The organism is Agrobacterium genomosp. 13 str. CFBP 6927 (genome assembly GCA_900012615.1).
Lineage (GTDB): Bacteria > Pseudomonadota > Alphaproteobacteria > Rhizobiales > Rhizobiaceae > Agrobacterium.
On record LT009757.1, the window covers coordinates 355,317 to 370,118 of the forward strand.

At 60.5% G+C, this 14,802-nt stretch carries 12 protein-coding genes; 7 read left to right on the forward strand and 5 right to left on the reverse strand.

Annotated features, from left to right (window positions below; all coding sequences use genetic code 11):
* The first annotated feature begins 32 nt into the window (after positions 1–32).
* Together alr and AGR13A_RS15925 are read left to right on the forward strand one after the other, a co-directional pair.
* Positions 33–1,199 carry an alanine racemase gene (alr, locus tag AGR13A_RS15920; RefSeq protein ID WP_080837425.1) on the forward strand — a complete coding sequence of 389 codons (1,167 nt, stop codon included), beginning with the start codon at positions 33–35 and terminating at the stop codon, positions 1,197–1,199.
* A gap of 7 nt (positions 1,200–1,206) precedes the next feature.
* Positions 1,207–2,463 carry a D-amino acid dehydrogenase gene (locus AGR13A_RS15925; protein ID WP_080837429.1) on the forward strand — a complete coding sequence of 419 codons (1,257 nt, stop codon included), beginning with the start codon at positions 1,207–1,209 and terminating at the stop codon, positions 2,461–2,463.
* Positions 2,464–2,512: 49 nt separating this feature from the next.
* Here AGR13A_RS15925 and AGR13A_RS15930 read toward each other — a convergent pair whose 3' ends face one another.
* Complete coding sequence (locus tag AGR13A_RS15930) at positions 2,513–3,223, reverse strand: GntR family transcriptional regulator (RefSeq protein WP_035220875.1); 711 nt, start codon at positions 3,221–3,223, stop codon at positions 2,513–2,515.
* A 179-nt stretch (positions 3,224–3,402) separates the two neighbouring features.
* On the opposite strand from AGR13A_RS15930, the gene AGR13A_RS15935 reads away from it, so the two are divergent.
* Positions 3,403–3,870 (forward strand): BA14K family protein, encoded by a 468-nt coding sequence (locus tag AGR13A_RS15935; RefSeq protein WP_080837432.1) that lies wholly within the window; start codon positions 3,403–3,405, stop codon positions 3,868–3,870.
* A 223-nt stretch (positions 3,871–4,093) separates the two neighbouring features.
* On the opposite strand, the gene AGR13A_RS15940 is transcribed toward AGR13A_RS15935, so the two are convergent.
* Positions 4,094–5,458 carry a sigma-54-dependent transcriptional regulator gene (locus AGR13A_RS15940; RefSeq protein ID WP_080837436.1) on the reverse strand — a complete coding sequence of 455 codons (1,365 nt, stop codon included), beginning with the start codon at positions 5,456–5,458 and terminating at the stop codon, positions 4,094–4,096.
* Position 5,459: 1 nt separating this feature from the next.
* The gene (locus AGR13A_RS15945; RefSeq protein WP_139786079.1) at positions 5,460–7,301 is read right to left on the reverse strand and encodes a sensor histidine kinase; all 1,842 of its coding nucleotides are present in this window, start codon (positions 7,299–7,301) and stop codon (positions 5,460–5,462) included.
* A 236-nt stretch (positions 7,302–7,537) separates the two neighbouring features.
* Here AGR13A_RS15945 and AGR13A_RS15950 point away from each other — a divergent pair, with 236 nt between their 5' ends.
* Positions 7,538–8,884 (forward strand): dicarboxylate/amino acid:cation symporter, encoded by a 1,347-nt coding sequence (locus tag AGR13A_RS15950; protein ID WP_035220882.1) that lies wholly within the window; start codon positions 7,538–7,540, stop codon positions 8,882–8,884.
* Positions 8,885–9,075: 191 nt separating this feature from the next.
* On the forward strand, positions 9,076–9,513 hold the full coding sequence (locus AGR13A_RS15955; protein WP_035220884.1) for an EamA family transporter: 438 nt from the start codon (positions 9,076–9,078) through the stop codon (positions 9,511–9,513).
* A gap of 54 nt (positions 9,514–9,567) precedes the next feature.
* On the opposite strand, the gene AGR13A_RS15960 is transcribed toward AGR13A_RS15955, so the two are convergent.
* Positions 9,568–10,920 carry an aspartate aminotransferase family protein gene (locus AGR13A_RS15960; RefSeq protein WP_080837439.1) on the reverse strand — a complete coding sequence of 451 codons (1,353 nt, stop codon included), beginning with the start codon at positions 10,918–10,920 and terminating at the stop codon, positions 9,568–9,570.
* A 37-nt stretch (positions 10,921–10,957) separates the two neighbouring features.
* Entirely contained in the window at positions 10,958–11,692 is a 735-nt protein-coding gene (locus AGR13A_RS15965; RefSeq protein WP_035220888.1) for an SDR family NAD(P)-dependent oxidoreductase, read from the reverse strand.
* A gap of 235 nt (positions 11,693–11,927) precedes the next feature.
* Between AGR13A_RS15965 and AGR13A_RS15970 the strand changes: the two genes are divergently transcribed.
* Together AGR13A_RS15970 and AGR13A_RS15975 are read left to right on the forward strand one after the other, a co-directional pair.
* Positions 11,928–13,574 (forward strand): GNAT family N-acetyltransferase, encoded by a 1,647-nt coding sequence (locus AGR13A_RS15970; protein WP_003500705.1) that lies wholly within the window; start codon positions 11,928–11,930, stop codon positions 13,572–13,574.
* A 60-nt stretch (positions 13,575–13,634) separates the two neighbouring features.
* A complete protein-coding gene (locus tag AGR13A_RS15975) occupies positions 13,635–14,789 on the forward strand; it encodes an amidohydrolase (protein ID WP_080837442.1) in 1,155 nt (384 codons plus the stop codon).
* Positions 14,790–14,802: the final 13 nt, after the last annotated feature.

Genomic DNA, 14,802 nt, shown 5'->3' on the forward strand with positions numbered 1-14,802 from the left:
CCCTCATGGGATAAAAATGAGGGTGAACGACCATGGACATGCAGATCAGCCGCCAGCAGGCCGCCGGTGGTGCAAGCGGCCATTTGACCATAGATCTCGGCGCATTGCGCGACAATTATCTGACCCTTGCCGCCATGGCGCCCGCATCGCAGACGGCAGCGGTCGTCAAGGCCGATGCATACGGTCTCGGCGCCGATATCGTCTCACAGGTCCTGTTCGAGGCGGGTTGCCGCAATTTCTTCGTTGCCCATATCGATGAAGCCTTGGCGTTGCGACTGCGGCTTTCGGCAGAAGCGCGGATTTTCGTCCTTAACGGTCTTCAGCCCGGCAATGAGACCTCCTGCGCCGCCATGGCCATCACCCCGGTTCTGAATTCGCTGGAGCAGATCGCCCAATGGTCGGGCCACGCCAAAAAGCTTGGCAAGACGCTGACCGCCGCCGTGCAGATCGATACCGGCATGTGCCGTCTCGGCCTTTCCCCTGAAGAGCTTGAAATCCTCGCCTCCCAGCCACAATTGCTCGATGGTATCGACATCGCCTTCGTCATGAGCCACCTCGCCTGCGCCGACGAACCGGACCATGTCTCCAATGCCGCGCAGCTTGCGGTAATGCGCAAAGCCGCCATTGCCTTTCCTGAAGCGCCCGTCTGCTTTTCGAATTCCGGCGGCATCTTTCTGGGCAATGATTATCACAACCACCTGCTGCGCCCTGGCATCGCGCTTTATGGCGGCGCGCCCTCCGTTACACGCCCCAACCCGATGAAGCCGGTCGTTCGCCTCGATCTCGCCGTCATCCAGACCCGCACCGTTCCCGCCGGTTCGCTGGTCGGTTACGGCGGTTCCTTCGAAGCGGCCGGGCCCACGCGTCTGGCAACCATCGCCGCCGGTTACGCTGACGGCCTGCCGCGCTCGCTCAGCAATCGCGGCGCGGCATGGTATAACGGCGTCCGCCTGCCGATTGCGGGCCGCGTTTCGATGGACAGCATCATTCTCGATATATCCGCCCTGCCCGAGGGAACATTGACCCAGGGCAGCCTTGTGCAGATGATCGGTCCGGACCAGACGCTGGAAGACATTGCCGACGATGCCGGCACGATCGCCTACGAAATCCTGACAGGCCTCGGACGCCGCTATCGCCGTAGTTATATTCAGCCGGGAGAAACCCCGGCAGCCGCTTCAACATCAGTCAATCACAAGTGAGACGATCATGAACGTCACTATCCTCGGAGCCGGCGTTGTCGGCGTGACATCCGCCTGGTATCTGGCCAAAGCCGGACACAAGGTGACGGTGATCGACCGCCAGCCGGCGGCAGCCCTCGAAACCAGCTTCGCCAATGCCGGCGAAGTATCCCCCGGCTATTCGTCGCCATGGGCTGCCCCCGGCATTCCGGTCAAGGCGATGAAATGGCTGTTCATGAAACACGCGCCGCTGATCATACGCCCCACTGCCGATCCCGCCGCATGGCGCTGGATGAGCCAGATGCTGCGCAACTGCACCTCGGCGCGTTACGCCGTCAACAAGAGCCGCATGGTGCGCGTTGCCGAATATAGCCGCGATTGCCTGATGGCGCTTCGTGAAGAAACCGGCATCGAATATGACCAGCGCATGCAGGGCACGCTGGAGGTGTTCCGCACCCAGAAGCAGTTCGATGCCATCGGCAAGGATGTCGACGTGCTGACGGCGGGCGGCGTGCCCTTTGAAATTCTCGACCGCGACGGCTGTGCCGCCATCGAACCCGGTCTTTCTCCTTCGAAGGAAAAGATCGTCGGCGGCCTGCGCCTGCCCGGCGACGAGACCGGCGACTGCTTCATGTTCACGACAGAGCTTGCCCGCATGGCCGAAGAGGCGGGCGTTACCTTCCTTTACGATACCGGCATCATGCGCCCCATCGTCGAGGCAGGACGCGTCAAGGCTGTGGAGACCACCCGTGGGCTGGTGGAGGCCGATATTTTCGTGGCGGCGCTGGGCAGCTATTCGCCGCAATTCGTGCGCCAGCTTGGCCTTACCCTGCCGGTTTACCCGGTCAAGGGTTACTCCATCACGGTTCCGATCGTGAAAGAGGAGCGCGCACCCGTTTCCACGGTCATGGACGAAACGTTCAAGGTGGCGATTACCCGCCTCGGCTCACGCATTCGCGCCGGCGGCATGGCGGAAATCGCCGGTTTTAGCAAGGATTTGCCGGCCGCTCGCCAGGAAACGCTGGCCCACTCGGTGGAAGACCTGTTCGGCGGCGCGGGCGACCAGACCCAGGCGAAATTCTGGTGCGGCCTGCGCCCGATGACGCCGGATGGCACGCCTGTCATCGGCGCCACCCGCTACAGCAATCTTTATCTCAATACCGGCCACGGCACGCTTGGCTGGACCATGTCCTGCGGCTCCGCCCGGGTGCTTGCCGATCTCATCAGCGGCAGCAAGCCGGAGATCGACACGCACGATCTGGCGATCAGCCGTTACGCCGCCTGAGATCCGACAGGTCGCCTATCCCCGTCTGGACGGCGGGGATGGCAGCCGCTCAAAGCGCGAGCGCATCCTTCAGCGCCAGACCTTCCTTCATGCGAAGATCGAGATCGGCCTCGATGTGATCGAGGTGCTGCAGCATCAATGCACGGGCCTTTGCCGCATCCTTCGCCTCCAGAGCATCCAGCAGATCGGCATGGTCATTGTGGCCGCAGCTTGAAACACCCGAGCGGCCATAGAGCGCGATCACCAGGGACGAGCGGGCAACCAGCTCATCCATGAATTTCTCGAGGATAGCATTGCCGGCAAGCGCGGCCAGCATCAGGTGGAAATCGCCGGATGCCTTGATTTCCGCGCGTCTGGCAGTCGGGCCGCGCTCATGCTGGTGGCGGCTTTCCTGAACCAGATGCTCTCTTAGCTGCTTTGCCGCCGCAGGCGTGATCTTTTCGATTGCGGCATCAAGAACGCCCGGCTCGATCAGCCGGCGCGAAGCAAAAACCTGCCGCGCTTCGTCCGGTGTGGGATTGGAGACGAAAGCGCCGCGGTTGCGCTCGGCCTTGACCAGCCCTTCGTAAGCCAGCATCTGCAATGCCGCCCGCACCACGGTGCGGCTGACATCGAACAGCGTTCCCACTTCCGATTCCGACAGCTTCGTTCCCGGTGCAAGCCGTCTGTCGACTATAGCGTCGCGCAGCGTATCTCGAATGGCCTGAGCACGGTCTTCGTGGGATGAATCGGAATTGACGGTTATATGGGCAAGGCTCATGGACGTGTCCTGTTTGAACTTGAGTTCTAGCGCGAAGCGCGGCCTGCGCAAACAGGAATTGCGAGCTGCCCCCAGCCCGCCACAATTCATTCAGCGCCCGTTCAGCAGACGGGCTATATTTCTTTAACCATCGAATTTGCAACTGGCAGCGCCCTGCCACCTGGATGGAAGAACACACCATGTCGTCCTTTGCAGCTAAAACCGTTCTGGCTGTCGCCGTCGCCGCCGCCACCATTGTGCCCTTCAACAGCGCCTCCGCCGGCGACTGGGACCGTCGCGATGCCGCCATTCTGGGTGGCGTGCTCGGTCTTGCCGCCGGTGTCGCCGTCGGTTCCGCCATGTCCCGCCCGGCGCCGGCCTACGATGAGCGCGTCTATGTCGATGAGCCGAGCTATGTCGATGAAGAGCCGGATTACCGTTATTACCGCGCAGCACCGCAGCCGGTTTACCGCCCCGCTCCCGTCTATCGCGCCCAACCGGTTTACGACAGCCGCCCGGTCTACAACCAGCGCCGCACCTATCGCACCATCGAGCCCTGGACCAACGCCTGGTACGATTATTGCTCGCAGCGTTACCGCAGCTTCAACACCCGCACCGGCACCTATACGGATTATGACGGCCAGCGCCATTTCTGCGTAGCGGGTTGATCCGCCAGCCATTGAGCAAACTTGTAGCTGTTATTGTCAGGCCGCAGACGGAAAAGTCTGCGGCTTTTCAGTGAGAGCCGCCCCGAACTCTGCGTCATCCTCGGCCCTGTGCCGAGGATCCACTCACGTCTCATAAAATCAGAAGGTTGCAGATGCTCGGGACAGGCCCGAGCATAACGATCAAGAGGCTAGGCCGTCGCCGCAGGTCTCGCCCTGCACCATTTCACGCCACACCGTTCTTTACATAATCCGCCCGATTGATGCCATGGCGCTGCAGCTTGTCGTAAAAAGTCTTGCGGGCAATGCCGAGCGTCGCGATCGTTTCCGACACGTCGCCATTCGATTGTTCCAGCGTTTCGCGGATGATGCGCGCCTCGATCTCGTCCATGCGCTCCGGCAGGGTTCCGGAGGCGGGGATTGTGGATTGTAACACAGGCGCGGTCGCCGGTTCGGTCTCCAGCCCCAAAACCACCCTCTCGGCGAAATGCCCGAGTTCGCGCACATTGCCCGGCCAGTCGTGGTCGTTAAGGCGGCGGGAAATGCCGGCGCTGATCTGCGGCACGGGCATGTTGAAACGGTTGGCCGCCTTGGTGACGAAATGGGAAAACAAGAGCGGAATATCCGCCTTGCGTTCGCGCAGCGGCGGAATGGACAGCGTCACCACATTCAGCCGGTAATAGAGGTCCTCGCGAAACGTGCCGCGTTCGGCAGGATCGCCAAGATCGATCTTGGCCGCCGCGACCACGCGAATATCGACCGGCCGCTCCTCATTCGACCCGAGCGGCGAGACCTCGCGCATTTCCAGAACGCGTAGCATCTTTACCTGTACGGCAAGCGGCATGCTCTCGATTTCGTCCAGAAACAGTGTGCCGCCGCTGGAATGTTCGATGCGGCCCACGCGCTTTTTCTGTGCGCCGGTGAAAGCCCCCGGCTCATGGCCGAAAAGTTCGCTTTCGATCACCGTTTCCGGCAGCGCCCCGCAATTCAGCGCCACGAAATTGCCCTTTGAGCGTTTTTTGCTCCAGCGATGAAGGGCCGTCGCCACCACTTCCTTGCCGCTGCCCGTCTCGCCCGCCACCAGCACATCCACATCCGTATCGGCAATGTGCCGCAGCGTAGTGCGCAGGCGCTCCATGGCGGGCGTCTGGCCGATCAGTGGTAAATCATCCTCCGCCTGCCCCGCCGCCCGACGAAGCGCCCGATTTTCCAGCACGAGGCGGCGCTTTTCCAACGCCCGGCGGGCGCTTTCCACCATGCGTTCAGCGGGAAATGGCTTGGCGATGAAATCATAAGCGCCATTGTGAAGCGCATCGACCGCCATCGGCACATCGCCATGGCCGGTGATGAGAATGACAGGAAGATCGGCATCGATCTTGCGGACATGGTCGAAAAATTCGAGCCCGGTCATACCGGGCATGCGCACATCGGTGATGACGACGCCATCGAAATCCTCGTTCAGGGCCGCCAGCGCCTGCTCGGCACGGGAAAAGGAGGTGACCGGCAGTCCGTCGAGTTCCAGCGTCTGCACCATCGCCTTGCGCAGCTGGGAGTCGTCGTCCACCAGGAATATGGTTCCATCCACCATCATGTCATGCTCGCTTCAGATATACGGAAAAACACGTGCCCGCCGGGCCGCTCGCCACCTCGATACGCCCGCCGTAGTCCGAAGCAATATCATTTGATATGACGAGGCCGAGGCCAAGGCCGCTTTCCTTGGAGGTATTGAAAGGCGAAAAAAGCTGGGCACGGATGGCCTCGGGAATGCCCGTACCATTGTCGCTGACCGAAAGCACGACCATGTCGCCTTCATCGCGCACGCGCACCTCGACACGGGCGGCGTCAATTGCTTCAGTGGCTTCCAGCGCATTTTGCAGAAGATTGATGAGGATCTGCTCCAGCCGGATACGGCTGCCGAGCACTTTCAGCTCCTGATCCGGTAGCACTATATCCAGCGCATCCATCTGGCCGGAAAAACGGCTGCGCAGCAGCATGACCGCACCTTCGATGACCAGTCTGACACTGACAGGCTCAGCAGCGGTGCGGCCCTTGCGGGCCAATATCTTCAGGTCGCCGGTAATCGTGCCGATACGCTCGGTCAGCGCCGCGATGTTTTCGAGGTTTTCGGTGGCCTCCGACATGCGGTCACGTTTGAGCAGGGTGCGGGCATTGTCGGCAAAGGCGCGGATTGTCGCCACCGGCTGGTTGATCTCATGCGCCACGCCCGCCGCCACCTGCCCCAGGATGGAAAGGCGGTTGGCCTGCACCAACTCGTGCTGCACGTTGCGCAACTCACCCGTGGTCTTTTCGTGCAGGGCGATTTCGGCCTGCAGATGGTCGCGGGTTTTGGTCAGGTCGCGGGTCCGCTCCTGCACCTTCATTTCCAGCTCGGTGCGGGCGCGCTGCTCCTCTTCCTTTTCCTTAAGCGCCTTGTGCCTGCGCCACAGCCACAGGGCCGAAAGCGCCATCAGCGGCATCAGCGTCGCCAGTGCCACCACCCGGCCCTCGCGGATGGCGGCATTCAGCGCCGGTGCGACGGGTTGCAGATAATGCAGCGTCCATGAGGTCGTCGGTACCGGCGTTTCCAGCCGCAGATAATCACCACGCTCGCGGCCGGGTTCGTCAACATGGATGAGTGGCGTTTCATCCTGCAGCGACCGGGCCGCCCGGAATGGCAATAATGAAAGCGTCTCATTGCCGAATTGCAGGCTTTCGGAAATGGTTTTCCGCCGCGCCTCGTCAATGGGTGCGACGGTTTTGAAGCGCCATTCCGGTACGCTGGTCATCAGCACAACGCCGTTTCTATCCACCACATAGACCGGCTTGCCGCCAATATTCCAATCCGACTCCAGACGGTTGAACTCGACCTTGGCGATGACGACGCCGAGCGGCCGCCCGTCGGCGGCATCGATGCGGCGGGAGATGTAAAGACCCGGCCGGCGGCTGACATTGCCGAGCGCATAATGTTCGGACATGCCGGTATTCATCGCCGCCTGAAAGTATTCGCGGAACGCATAATTGGAGCCCACGAAACTATCCGCCTGCCGCCAGTTGCTGGAAGCGATGGTCAATCCGGTCGGCCCGGTCACATAGATGACCGAGGATTGCGTGCCCTCGATCAGCCCTTCCAGCTTGCGGTTCAACCGGTCAAGGGCGGCAGGGCCACTGCCATCCAGCGCCGCCGCAAGATCAGGATCACCCGACAGCACCAGCGGAATGGCGCGCGGCCTCTCCAGCGCGACATTCAGAAGCGCAATTTTCAGCTCTGCATCCGTGGAAGCCTCAGACGCGGCGGTGCGCATCGCCTGGTTACGCGCGAACTCATCGGCCACCAGCAGGATACCCAGACTGACAAGCAGCCACAGGCCGGCGAGCGCCAGCCATTGCGCCCGCCGCTTCGCCTGGGAATGAGGTGCCTGATCCTGATAACTCATGCGCCAATTGTGCGGATTTACACACAGACCGCAAGAGATTTTGTCCGGAATTCCGCACAAATGGCCGTGAGCCAGCAAAGCGTCAATAAAAACTACTTTTTAAATCAGTCAGTTACACCAAATAAGCAAGTCTGGCATGCGTATTGCACATGACTCCGCAATCGGCGCGAAGCCGTCAACGTCACGGCGATCCCGGGAGGCCAATAAAGGCAGGGTGAGGCCGAGGAGGAAAAAACATGATCGATACGACAGCCGTGGCCGCGGGCCACGCCAAACTGCCATTTTACAAGCACCTGTATTTCCAGGTTCTGGTGGCCATTATCGCCGGTATCGCGCTTGGCCATTTCTATCCGGCCTTCGGCGAAGAGCTGAAGCCACTGGGCGACGGCTTCATCCGTCTTGTCAAGATGATCATCGCACCCGTCATCTTCCTCACCGTCGCAACCGGCATTGCCGGCATGAACGACATGAAGAAGGTCGGACGCGTGGCCGGCAAGGCCATGATCTACTTCCTGGTCTTCTCCACGCTCGCGCTCATTGTCGGCCTCATCGTCGCCAACACCGTGCAGCCGGGCGCCGGCATGAACATCGATCCTTCCACGCTGGACGCCAAGGCCGTCGCCACCTACGCCGACAAGGCCCATGAGCAGACCATCACCGGCTTCCTGATGAACATCATCCCGACCACCATCGTCGGTGCTTTCGCCAGCGGTGACATTCTGCAGGTGCTGTTCTTCTCGGTTCTGTTCGGTATCGCGCTCGGCATCGTTGGTGAAAAGGGCAAGCCCGTCACCGATTTCATGCATGCCCTGATGTATCCGATCTTCAAGCTGGTCGCGATCCTGATGAAGGCGGCTCCGATCGGCGCTTTCGGCGCCATGGCGTTTACCATCGGCAAATACGGCATCTCGTCCGTCACCAACCTCGCCATGCTGATCGGCACATTCTACGTCACGTCCTTCCTGTTTGTGTTCGTGGTTCTCGGCGCCGTCTGCCGTTATAACGGCTTCTCCATCGTCGCGCTTATCCGCTACATCAAGGAAGAACTGCTTCTGGTTCTCGGCACCTCCTCTTCCGAAGCCGCCCTGCCGGGCTTGATGAGCAAGATGGAAAAGGCCGGCTGCAAGCGCTCCGTCGTCGGCCTCGTCATCCCCACCGGTTATTCCTTCAACCTTGACGGAACCAACATCTACATGACGCTGGCGGCTCTGTTCATCGCGCAGGCGACCGGCATCCACCTGTCCTTCGGTGAACAAATCCTGCTGCTGCTGGTGGCCATGCTCTCCTCCAAGGGTGCTGCAGGCATCACCGGCGCGGGCTTCATCACGCTGGCTGCCACGCTCTCTGTCGTGCCTTCGGTTCCGGTCGCCGGCATGGCGCTGATCCTCGGCATCGACCGTTTCATGTCGGAATGCCGCGCCCTCACCAACTTCGTCGGCAATGCGGTCGCTACCATCGTCGTTGCCCGTTGGGAAGGTGAACTGGATCAGGACCAGCTTGCCCGCGTCCTGAGCGGCAAGGAAGAATTCACCGGTATCGCCGATGTGGATCAGCTTCCGGCTTCGGTTCAGCCCGCCGAATAATACGACCTCCCAAGGTCCGGCCTGTCCCGGTTTTCCGGGCAGGCTCTCGCATGAAGGCCGGCGCATCGGGATCGATGCTCCGGCCTTTCATCGTTCAAGCCTTCCCGCGCACTGAAAACGGTTTTTATAAGCTTTCCGATGCTGTAGAGCCGAATAGGAAAGAACGAATGCGAAGAACGGAGTAGGCCCATATGAAGAACCTGTTTCTGGCCTGGCAATTCTGGGCGCTGTTATCGGCGGCTTTCGCGGCATTGACCGCCATCTTTGCGAAAGTCGGCATCGAAAATGTCAATTCCGATTTCGCCACCTTCATCCGCACCATCGTCATCCTCGCCGCCGCCGGCCTGATGGTTTATGTGACCGGCAACTGGCAGCAGCCCTCCACCATTTCGGCACGGACGTGGATTTTTCTCGTGCTTTCGGGTCTGGCGACCGGCGCCTCGTGGATATGTTATTTCCGAGCGTTGAAAATCGGCGACGCCGCCCGCGTCGCCCCCATCGACAAGCTCAGCGTCGTCTTCGTCGCCGTCTTCGCGGTTCTGTTTCTGGGAGAACGGCTGTCGCTGCCCAACTGGCTGGGCGTGGTGCTGATCGCCTGCGGCGCGGTGCTTGTGGCATATCGCGGATAAGGCGGAAAACAGCGCTGCCCGGCCGGATGAACGGCCGGGACATTCGCAAAGTCATCAGGCGCGTGCCGACGCAGCCTTGTCCAGACCACGCTTCACACCGGCAAACAGGTCATCAAGCTGCTCGGCGGTGATGATCAGCGGCGGGCAGAAGCAGATGGATTCGCCGATCGGGCGGGTGATCACACCCTCTTCCTCGATGGCAGCGGCGATGGCGAGCGTCGCATCGCCCGGCTTCGTGCCTTCCCATGGCTTTATCTCAAGAGCGCCGAGAAGGCCGACACCGCGTGAGGAGTGCACCAGCGGGTGATCGGCAAGCGCCTTCAGATGATCGAGGAACCTGCCCTCCAGCCGGGCGACATTGCCGACCAGATCGCGCTCCTGAATGATCTTCAGGTTCTCCAGGCCCACTGCCGTCGCAACCGGGTGGCCGGAGGCGGTGTAACCATGGCCGAAGGAGCCGATGCGGTCGGACTCATCGGCGATCGGCTGGTAAAAATTATCATTCATGATGATCGCCGAAAGCGGCATGTAGGATGAGGATATCTGCTTGGAAACGACAAGCACATCCGGCTTTATTCCATAGGTCTCACAGGCGAACATCTTGCCCGTGCGGCCAAACCCGCAGATCACCTCGTCCACGACAAGCAGAATGTCGTATTTCTTCAAGATCGCCTGCACGCCTTCCCAATAACCTTCGGGTGGCAGAAGAACACCGCCGGCACCCATCACCGGCTCACCCCAGAAGGCGGCGACGGTTTCGGGGCCTTCGCTGAGGATCAGGTCCTCCAGTTCTTTCAGGATGCGTGCGGTGAACTCCGCCTCGCTTTCGCCGTCCCTGCCAAAATGCACATAGGAAGGGCAGGCGGTATGCAGCATGCGGTCCAGCGGCAGGTCGAAGCTCTCGTGGTTGCGCGGCAGGCCGGTGATCGAGGCGGAAGCAATCGTCACGCCATGATAGCCCTTGATGCGGCCAATGATTTTCTTCTTCTCCTTTTTGCCAAGCGCATTGGAGCGATACCACACCATCTTGGCGACAAGATCGTTGGCCTCGGACCCCGAAGAGGTGAAATGCACCTTCGACATCGGCACCGGCGAAAGCTCGATCAGCAACTCGGCAAGATCGACGGACGGGCCATGCGTCTTGTAGGAGAAGGTGTGATAATAGGGCAGCTTCTGCATCTGCTTTGTCGCCGCATCCACCAGCCGCTGTTCGCCGAAACCGAGCGCCACCGACCACAGCCCCGCCATCGCCTCGATATAGCGCTTACCGCTGCTATCGGTCACATAGATGCCGTCGCCGCTTTCGATCACCAGACCGCCGGTCTTCTCGAATTTGCGCAGGTTGACGTTCGGATGCATCTGGTAGGCGATATCGCGTGCCTCGACGGAATTCGGCAGAATGGTCATGGGTAAGGGCTCCGTTTCGGTTGGATGGGCTGAAGCGTCAGACGTGCTGGCCGCCATTGATGTGAATTTCTGCGCCGTTGATATAGCTCGACTGCTCCGAGCAGAGAAAATGGATGGTCTGCGCCACCTCGGCCGTAGTGCCGAGCCGTCCGAGCGGCACCTGCGCCTCCACCAGTTCGGCGGTTCCCGGAGAAAGGATGGCGGTGTTGATTTCGCCGGGTGCGATGGCGTTGGCGCGCACGCCACGCGGGCCGAATTCATGCGCCAGCTCCCGCGTCAAGGCCGCCAGCGCCGCCTTCGATGTCGCATAGGCCACGCCGGCAAAGGGGTGCACCCGCGAGCCAACGATGGATGTGACGTTGACGATACAGCCCTTCGCCGCCTCCAGTTCCGGCAGAAGCGCGCGGGCAAGCAGCGCCGTCGAAACGAGATTGACGTTGAGCACCCGTGTCCAGATGTCGGCCGTGGTATCGGCAACGCCAAGGCGGCTTCCGCCTTCGCCCTTCGGCGAGATGCCCGCATTATTGACGAGAGCGGCAAGCTTTCCCTCCGGCAGGCGCGAGCGCACTTCATCTGCCAGTTGGTCGATGCGGGAGAGGTCCTCGAGATCAGCCTGGATATGGCTCTCCCGCGCCGAAGGCCAGCGGCACTCCTCCGAAAAGGGTTGCCGCGATACGGTGAGGATTCTCCAGCCTTTTTCCTGAAACAATTTGACGGTGGCATGCCCTATTCCGCGGCTGGCGCCGGTCAGAAGCATATAAGGAACAGCCATATGAGAACTCCTGTGCCATGCGGACCGTTGAGCCGGGCGTGCATTCAGCCCGCATGTTAGAGAGTTACAATCGACGAACAAGGGCTTTTTTTGTCGCGGCAGAACGTTGGAAGACGAGCGACGGGCTAATCCCATTTGATGCGGGCCTTTCACCCGAAGGGAATATTTGAAGCCAGCCATTTGCCCATAAAATGAAACCTCCCGAATGTGTGATCAGTATTGGGAGGGGGCAAGAATGCGTATCGACATCATCGACACGGACGCCGGCTTCGAGGCGATCCGGCCAAACTGGGAAGCGGTGTTCATGGCCGATCCCCATTCCCGACATTTCCTGTCCTGGGGCTGGCTGCGGGATTACATGCCGCGCCGTAAACGATGGTTCATCCTGGCGCTCAGGGAACGCCCGGAAGGATCGCCCTATGTCGCATTTTTTCCGCTGCGCATCGTCACCGAACCGGACAAGAAAACCGGTCGCTTCCACGACAGCATCGTCATGGCCGGCAATGCGGCGGCGGATTACACCGGCTTCATCACCCTGCCGGAATATGAAAATCAAGCGATTGCCGGTTTCTGTTCCTATATTCGGCAACAGAACTGGACCGAACTCAAACTGGACTATCTCTCCGGCCCACCGGAGCGGCGCGACGCGATGATCCGCGCGCTTCAGGGGCCGCTCGTCATGTTCCGCGACAACATGCCGACCAACCCCTACAACATCAACAATTGCATCTGCCCGGTCGTGGCCCTTCCAGACACGTTTGACGGCTATCTCGACAGCCACATGAGCAGCCAGACCCGTCAGAAGCTCCGTCGTTTCATGAGGAAGGTGGAGGGCGGCGACGAATATCGCATCACTTTCGCAACGCGGGATACGATCAAGCGGGACATGGACATCCTCTTTGATTTCTGGCGTATCCGCTGGGCGCCGCACAAGGGCAAGGAGCGCACGGAACTACTGATCGGTGCAACGCGGCAGATGCTGATGGATGTCTACATTCGCGGCGATCTGGAGGTACCGGTCCTCTGGTTCGGCGACCAGCCGCTCGGGGCGCTGGCCAACATCATCGACCGACAGAAAATGTCGGTTCTGTTCTATATCACCGGCCGTGACGAGAACTGGAAGACCCCTTCACCCGGCCTCGTGCTGCACGGACATTGCATCCGCAGGGCGATTGAGCAGGGTTTCAAGACCTATGATTTCCTGCGCGGCAACGAGCCATATAAATATTTCTTCGGACCGGAGGAGCACAGGCTAAGCTGCACGCTGTTCCGCACCCGCTCCGGCGACAATCTCGGCGGCACGCTCCACCCGCGCAGCATACGCTTCGTCTATCAGGAGGGCCTCAAGCTTTACAAGATGGGCAAGAAGGCGGCCGCCAATATCGCCTTTTCCCAGGTACTGGCGGCAGCGCCCGATCATATCGGCGCGCAATTCGGACTGGCCAACCTGACATTTGACCGCGGCGACTTCCGGGAAGCGGAAATAGCGTTCCTCGGGCTTCTCGGCAGCGGTCAGGACCCTGTTCTTTTGTGGATGCGCATCGGCGAAACGCGGCTGGCGCAACAGCAATATAATGAGGCTTCCGAGGCCTTCCGTCAGGTGACCAATCGCGCTCCCTTCCACCGCGAGGCGCTCTATAAATGCGCCGTCGCCCTCATCGCGGCCGAAAGGACGGTGGAAGGCGCGGAAATCCTCGACAGGCTGCAGCATTACCATTCGGATGACGCGACACATCTTGAATATGCGCAAAAGGCGCGCGCAACTCTTGCCCGGCTGGATCTGCCGAAAGCGAAGGCTACAATCCCTGCCGATGTCATCACGCTTGCCGCCAAGCCGAAAACGACGGGCAAGCGCTGGCACCCGCCAAAGGTTTTGCATTGAACGGAATGATCTGTAAGTTGCGGCAGGCAAAACCGGCCGGACGACTTGCAAGGATTTTATATGTTTCTGACCAACAGGGATATGCTCGACCTCATCGAGTTGCGTCATGATCTGCACCGTCATCCGGAAATTTCCGGCGAGGAGAAGGAAACGGCGCGGCGCATTCGCGATTTCCTTGCGCAGGCAAAACCGGACCGGATTCTTGCCGATCTCGGCGGCCACGGCGTGGCAGCGATCTTCGACAGCGGCAAAAGCGGCCCGGCGATCCTGATCCGCTCGGAACTTGACGCGCTGCCCATTCACGAAAAAAGCGAGGCCGAATACCGCTCAGGCACCGATGGCAAGGGCCATCTTTGCGGCCATGACGGCCATTCAACCATTCTGACGGCGCTGGCACTCGGTCTTTCCAGAAAACGTCCTGAGACCGGCAGCGTCATCCTGCTTTACCAGCCGGCGGAGGAAACCGGCGCGGGTGCGGCGGCCGTCATCGCCGATCCGCGCTTTGGCGAGATAAAGCCGGATTATTCTTTCTCGCTGCACAATCTCCCTGGCCTGCCATTCGGGCATGTCAGCGTGGTGGAAGGGCCGGTCAACTGCGCCTCGCGCGGCATCAAGATCCGTCTTTCCGGCAAGACCGCGCATGCCTCCTCCCCGGAGCACGGCGTATCGCCGATGCGGGCAATATCAGAACTGATGCCGGCTTTGACCGATCTCGGTTGCGGTTTTCCGCCACAGCCAGATTTTTCGATGGTGACGATCACTCATGCCGCCATGGGCGAAGCCGCCTTCGGCATTTCCCCGGCTGATGCGGAAATCTGGGCGACACTCAGGACGCTGACCGACGACCGAATGGAAAAGCTTTGCGCGGACGCGGAATTGCTGGCGAAGAAGATCGCGGATGATCAGAAGCTGACCCTCGACATCAGCTATGACGATATTTTCCTGCATTGCGAGAATGCACCGGAAGCCGTCGCCCATATCCTGCAGGCGCTGCTGGAAGAGAAAGTTTCAAGCAGCTCGGAAGGTCTGCCCATGCGGGCTTCGGAGGATTTCGGCCGCTTCCGCGCCGTCTCGTCATCGGCAATGTTCTTTCTGGGTGCTGGCAGGGACTACCCCAATCTGCACAATCCCGACTATGACTTTCCGGATGGGCTGATCGATATCGGCGCACGCATCTTCATGCGCATCATCCGCAACCTGACCGACGCGGGATAAGCAGCGGCCACTC

Excerpts from the sequence above, each read along its gene's own strand:
- AGR13A_RS15925 (WP_080837429.1), top strand. The coding sequence starts at position 1,207 with ATGAACGTCACTATCCTCGGAGCCGGCGTTGTCGGCGTGACATCCGCC.
- AGR13A_RS15955 (WP_035220884.1), top strand. The coding sequence starts at position 9,076 with ATGAAGAACCTGTTTCTGGCCTGGCAATTCTGGGCGCTGTTATCGGCG.
- AGR13A_RS15975 (WP_080837442.1), top strand. The coding sequence starts at position 13,635 with ATGTTTCTGACCAACAGGGATATGCTCGACCTCATCGAGTTGCGTCAT.
- AGR13A_RS15935 (WP_080837432.1), top strand. The coding sequence starts at position 3,403 with ATGTCGTCCTTTGCAGCTAAAACCGTTCTGGCTGTCGCCGTCGCCGCC.
- AGR13A_RS15940 (WP_080837436.1), bottom strand. The coding sequence starts at position 5,458 with ATGATGGTGGATGGAACCATATTCCTGGTGGACGACGACTCCCAGCTG.
- AGR13A_RS15970 (WP_003500705.1), top strand. The coding sequence starts at position 11,928 with ATGCGTATCGACATCATCGACACGGACGCCGGCTTCGAGGCGATCCGG.
- alr (WP_080837425.1), top strand. The coding sequence starts at position 33 with ATGGACATGCAGATCAGCCGCCAGCAGGCCGCCGGTGGTGCAAGCGGC.
- AGR13A_RS15965 (WP_035220888.1), bottom strand. The coding sequence starts at position 11,692 with ATGGCTGTTCCTTATATGCTTCTGACCGGCGCCAGCCGCGGAATAGGG.
- AGR13A_RS15950 (WP_035220882.1), top strand. The coding sequence starts at position 7,538 with ATGATCGATACGACAGCCGTGGCCGCGGGCCACGCCAAACTGCCATTT.
- AGR13A_RS15945 (WP_139786079.1), bottom strand. The coding sequence starts at position 7,301 with ATGAGTTATCAGGATCAGGCACCTCATTCCCAGGCGAAGCGGCGGGCG.
- AGR13A_RS15930 (WP_035220875.1), bottom strand. The coding sequence starts at position 3,223 with ATGAGCCTTGCCCATATAACCGTCAATTCCGATTCATCCCACGAAGAC.
- AGR13A_RS15960 (WP_080837439.1), bottom strand. The coding sequence starts at position 10,920 with ATGACCATTCTGCCGAATTCCGTCGAGGCACGCGATATCGCCTACCAG.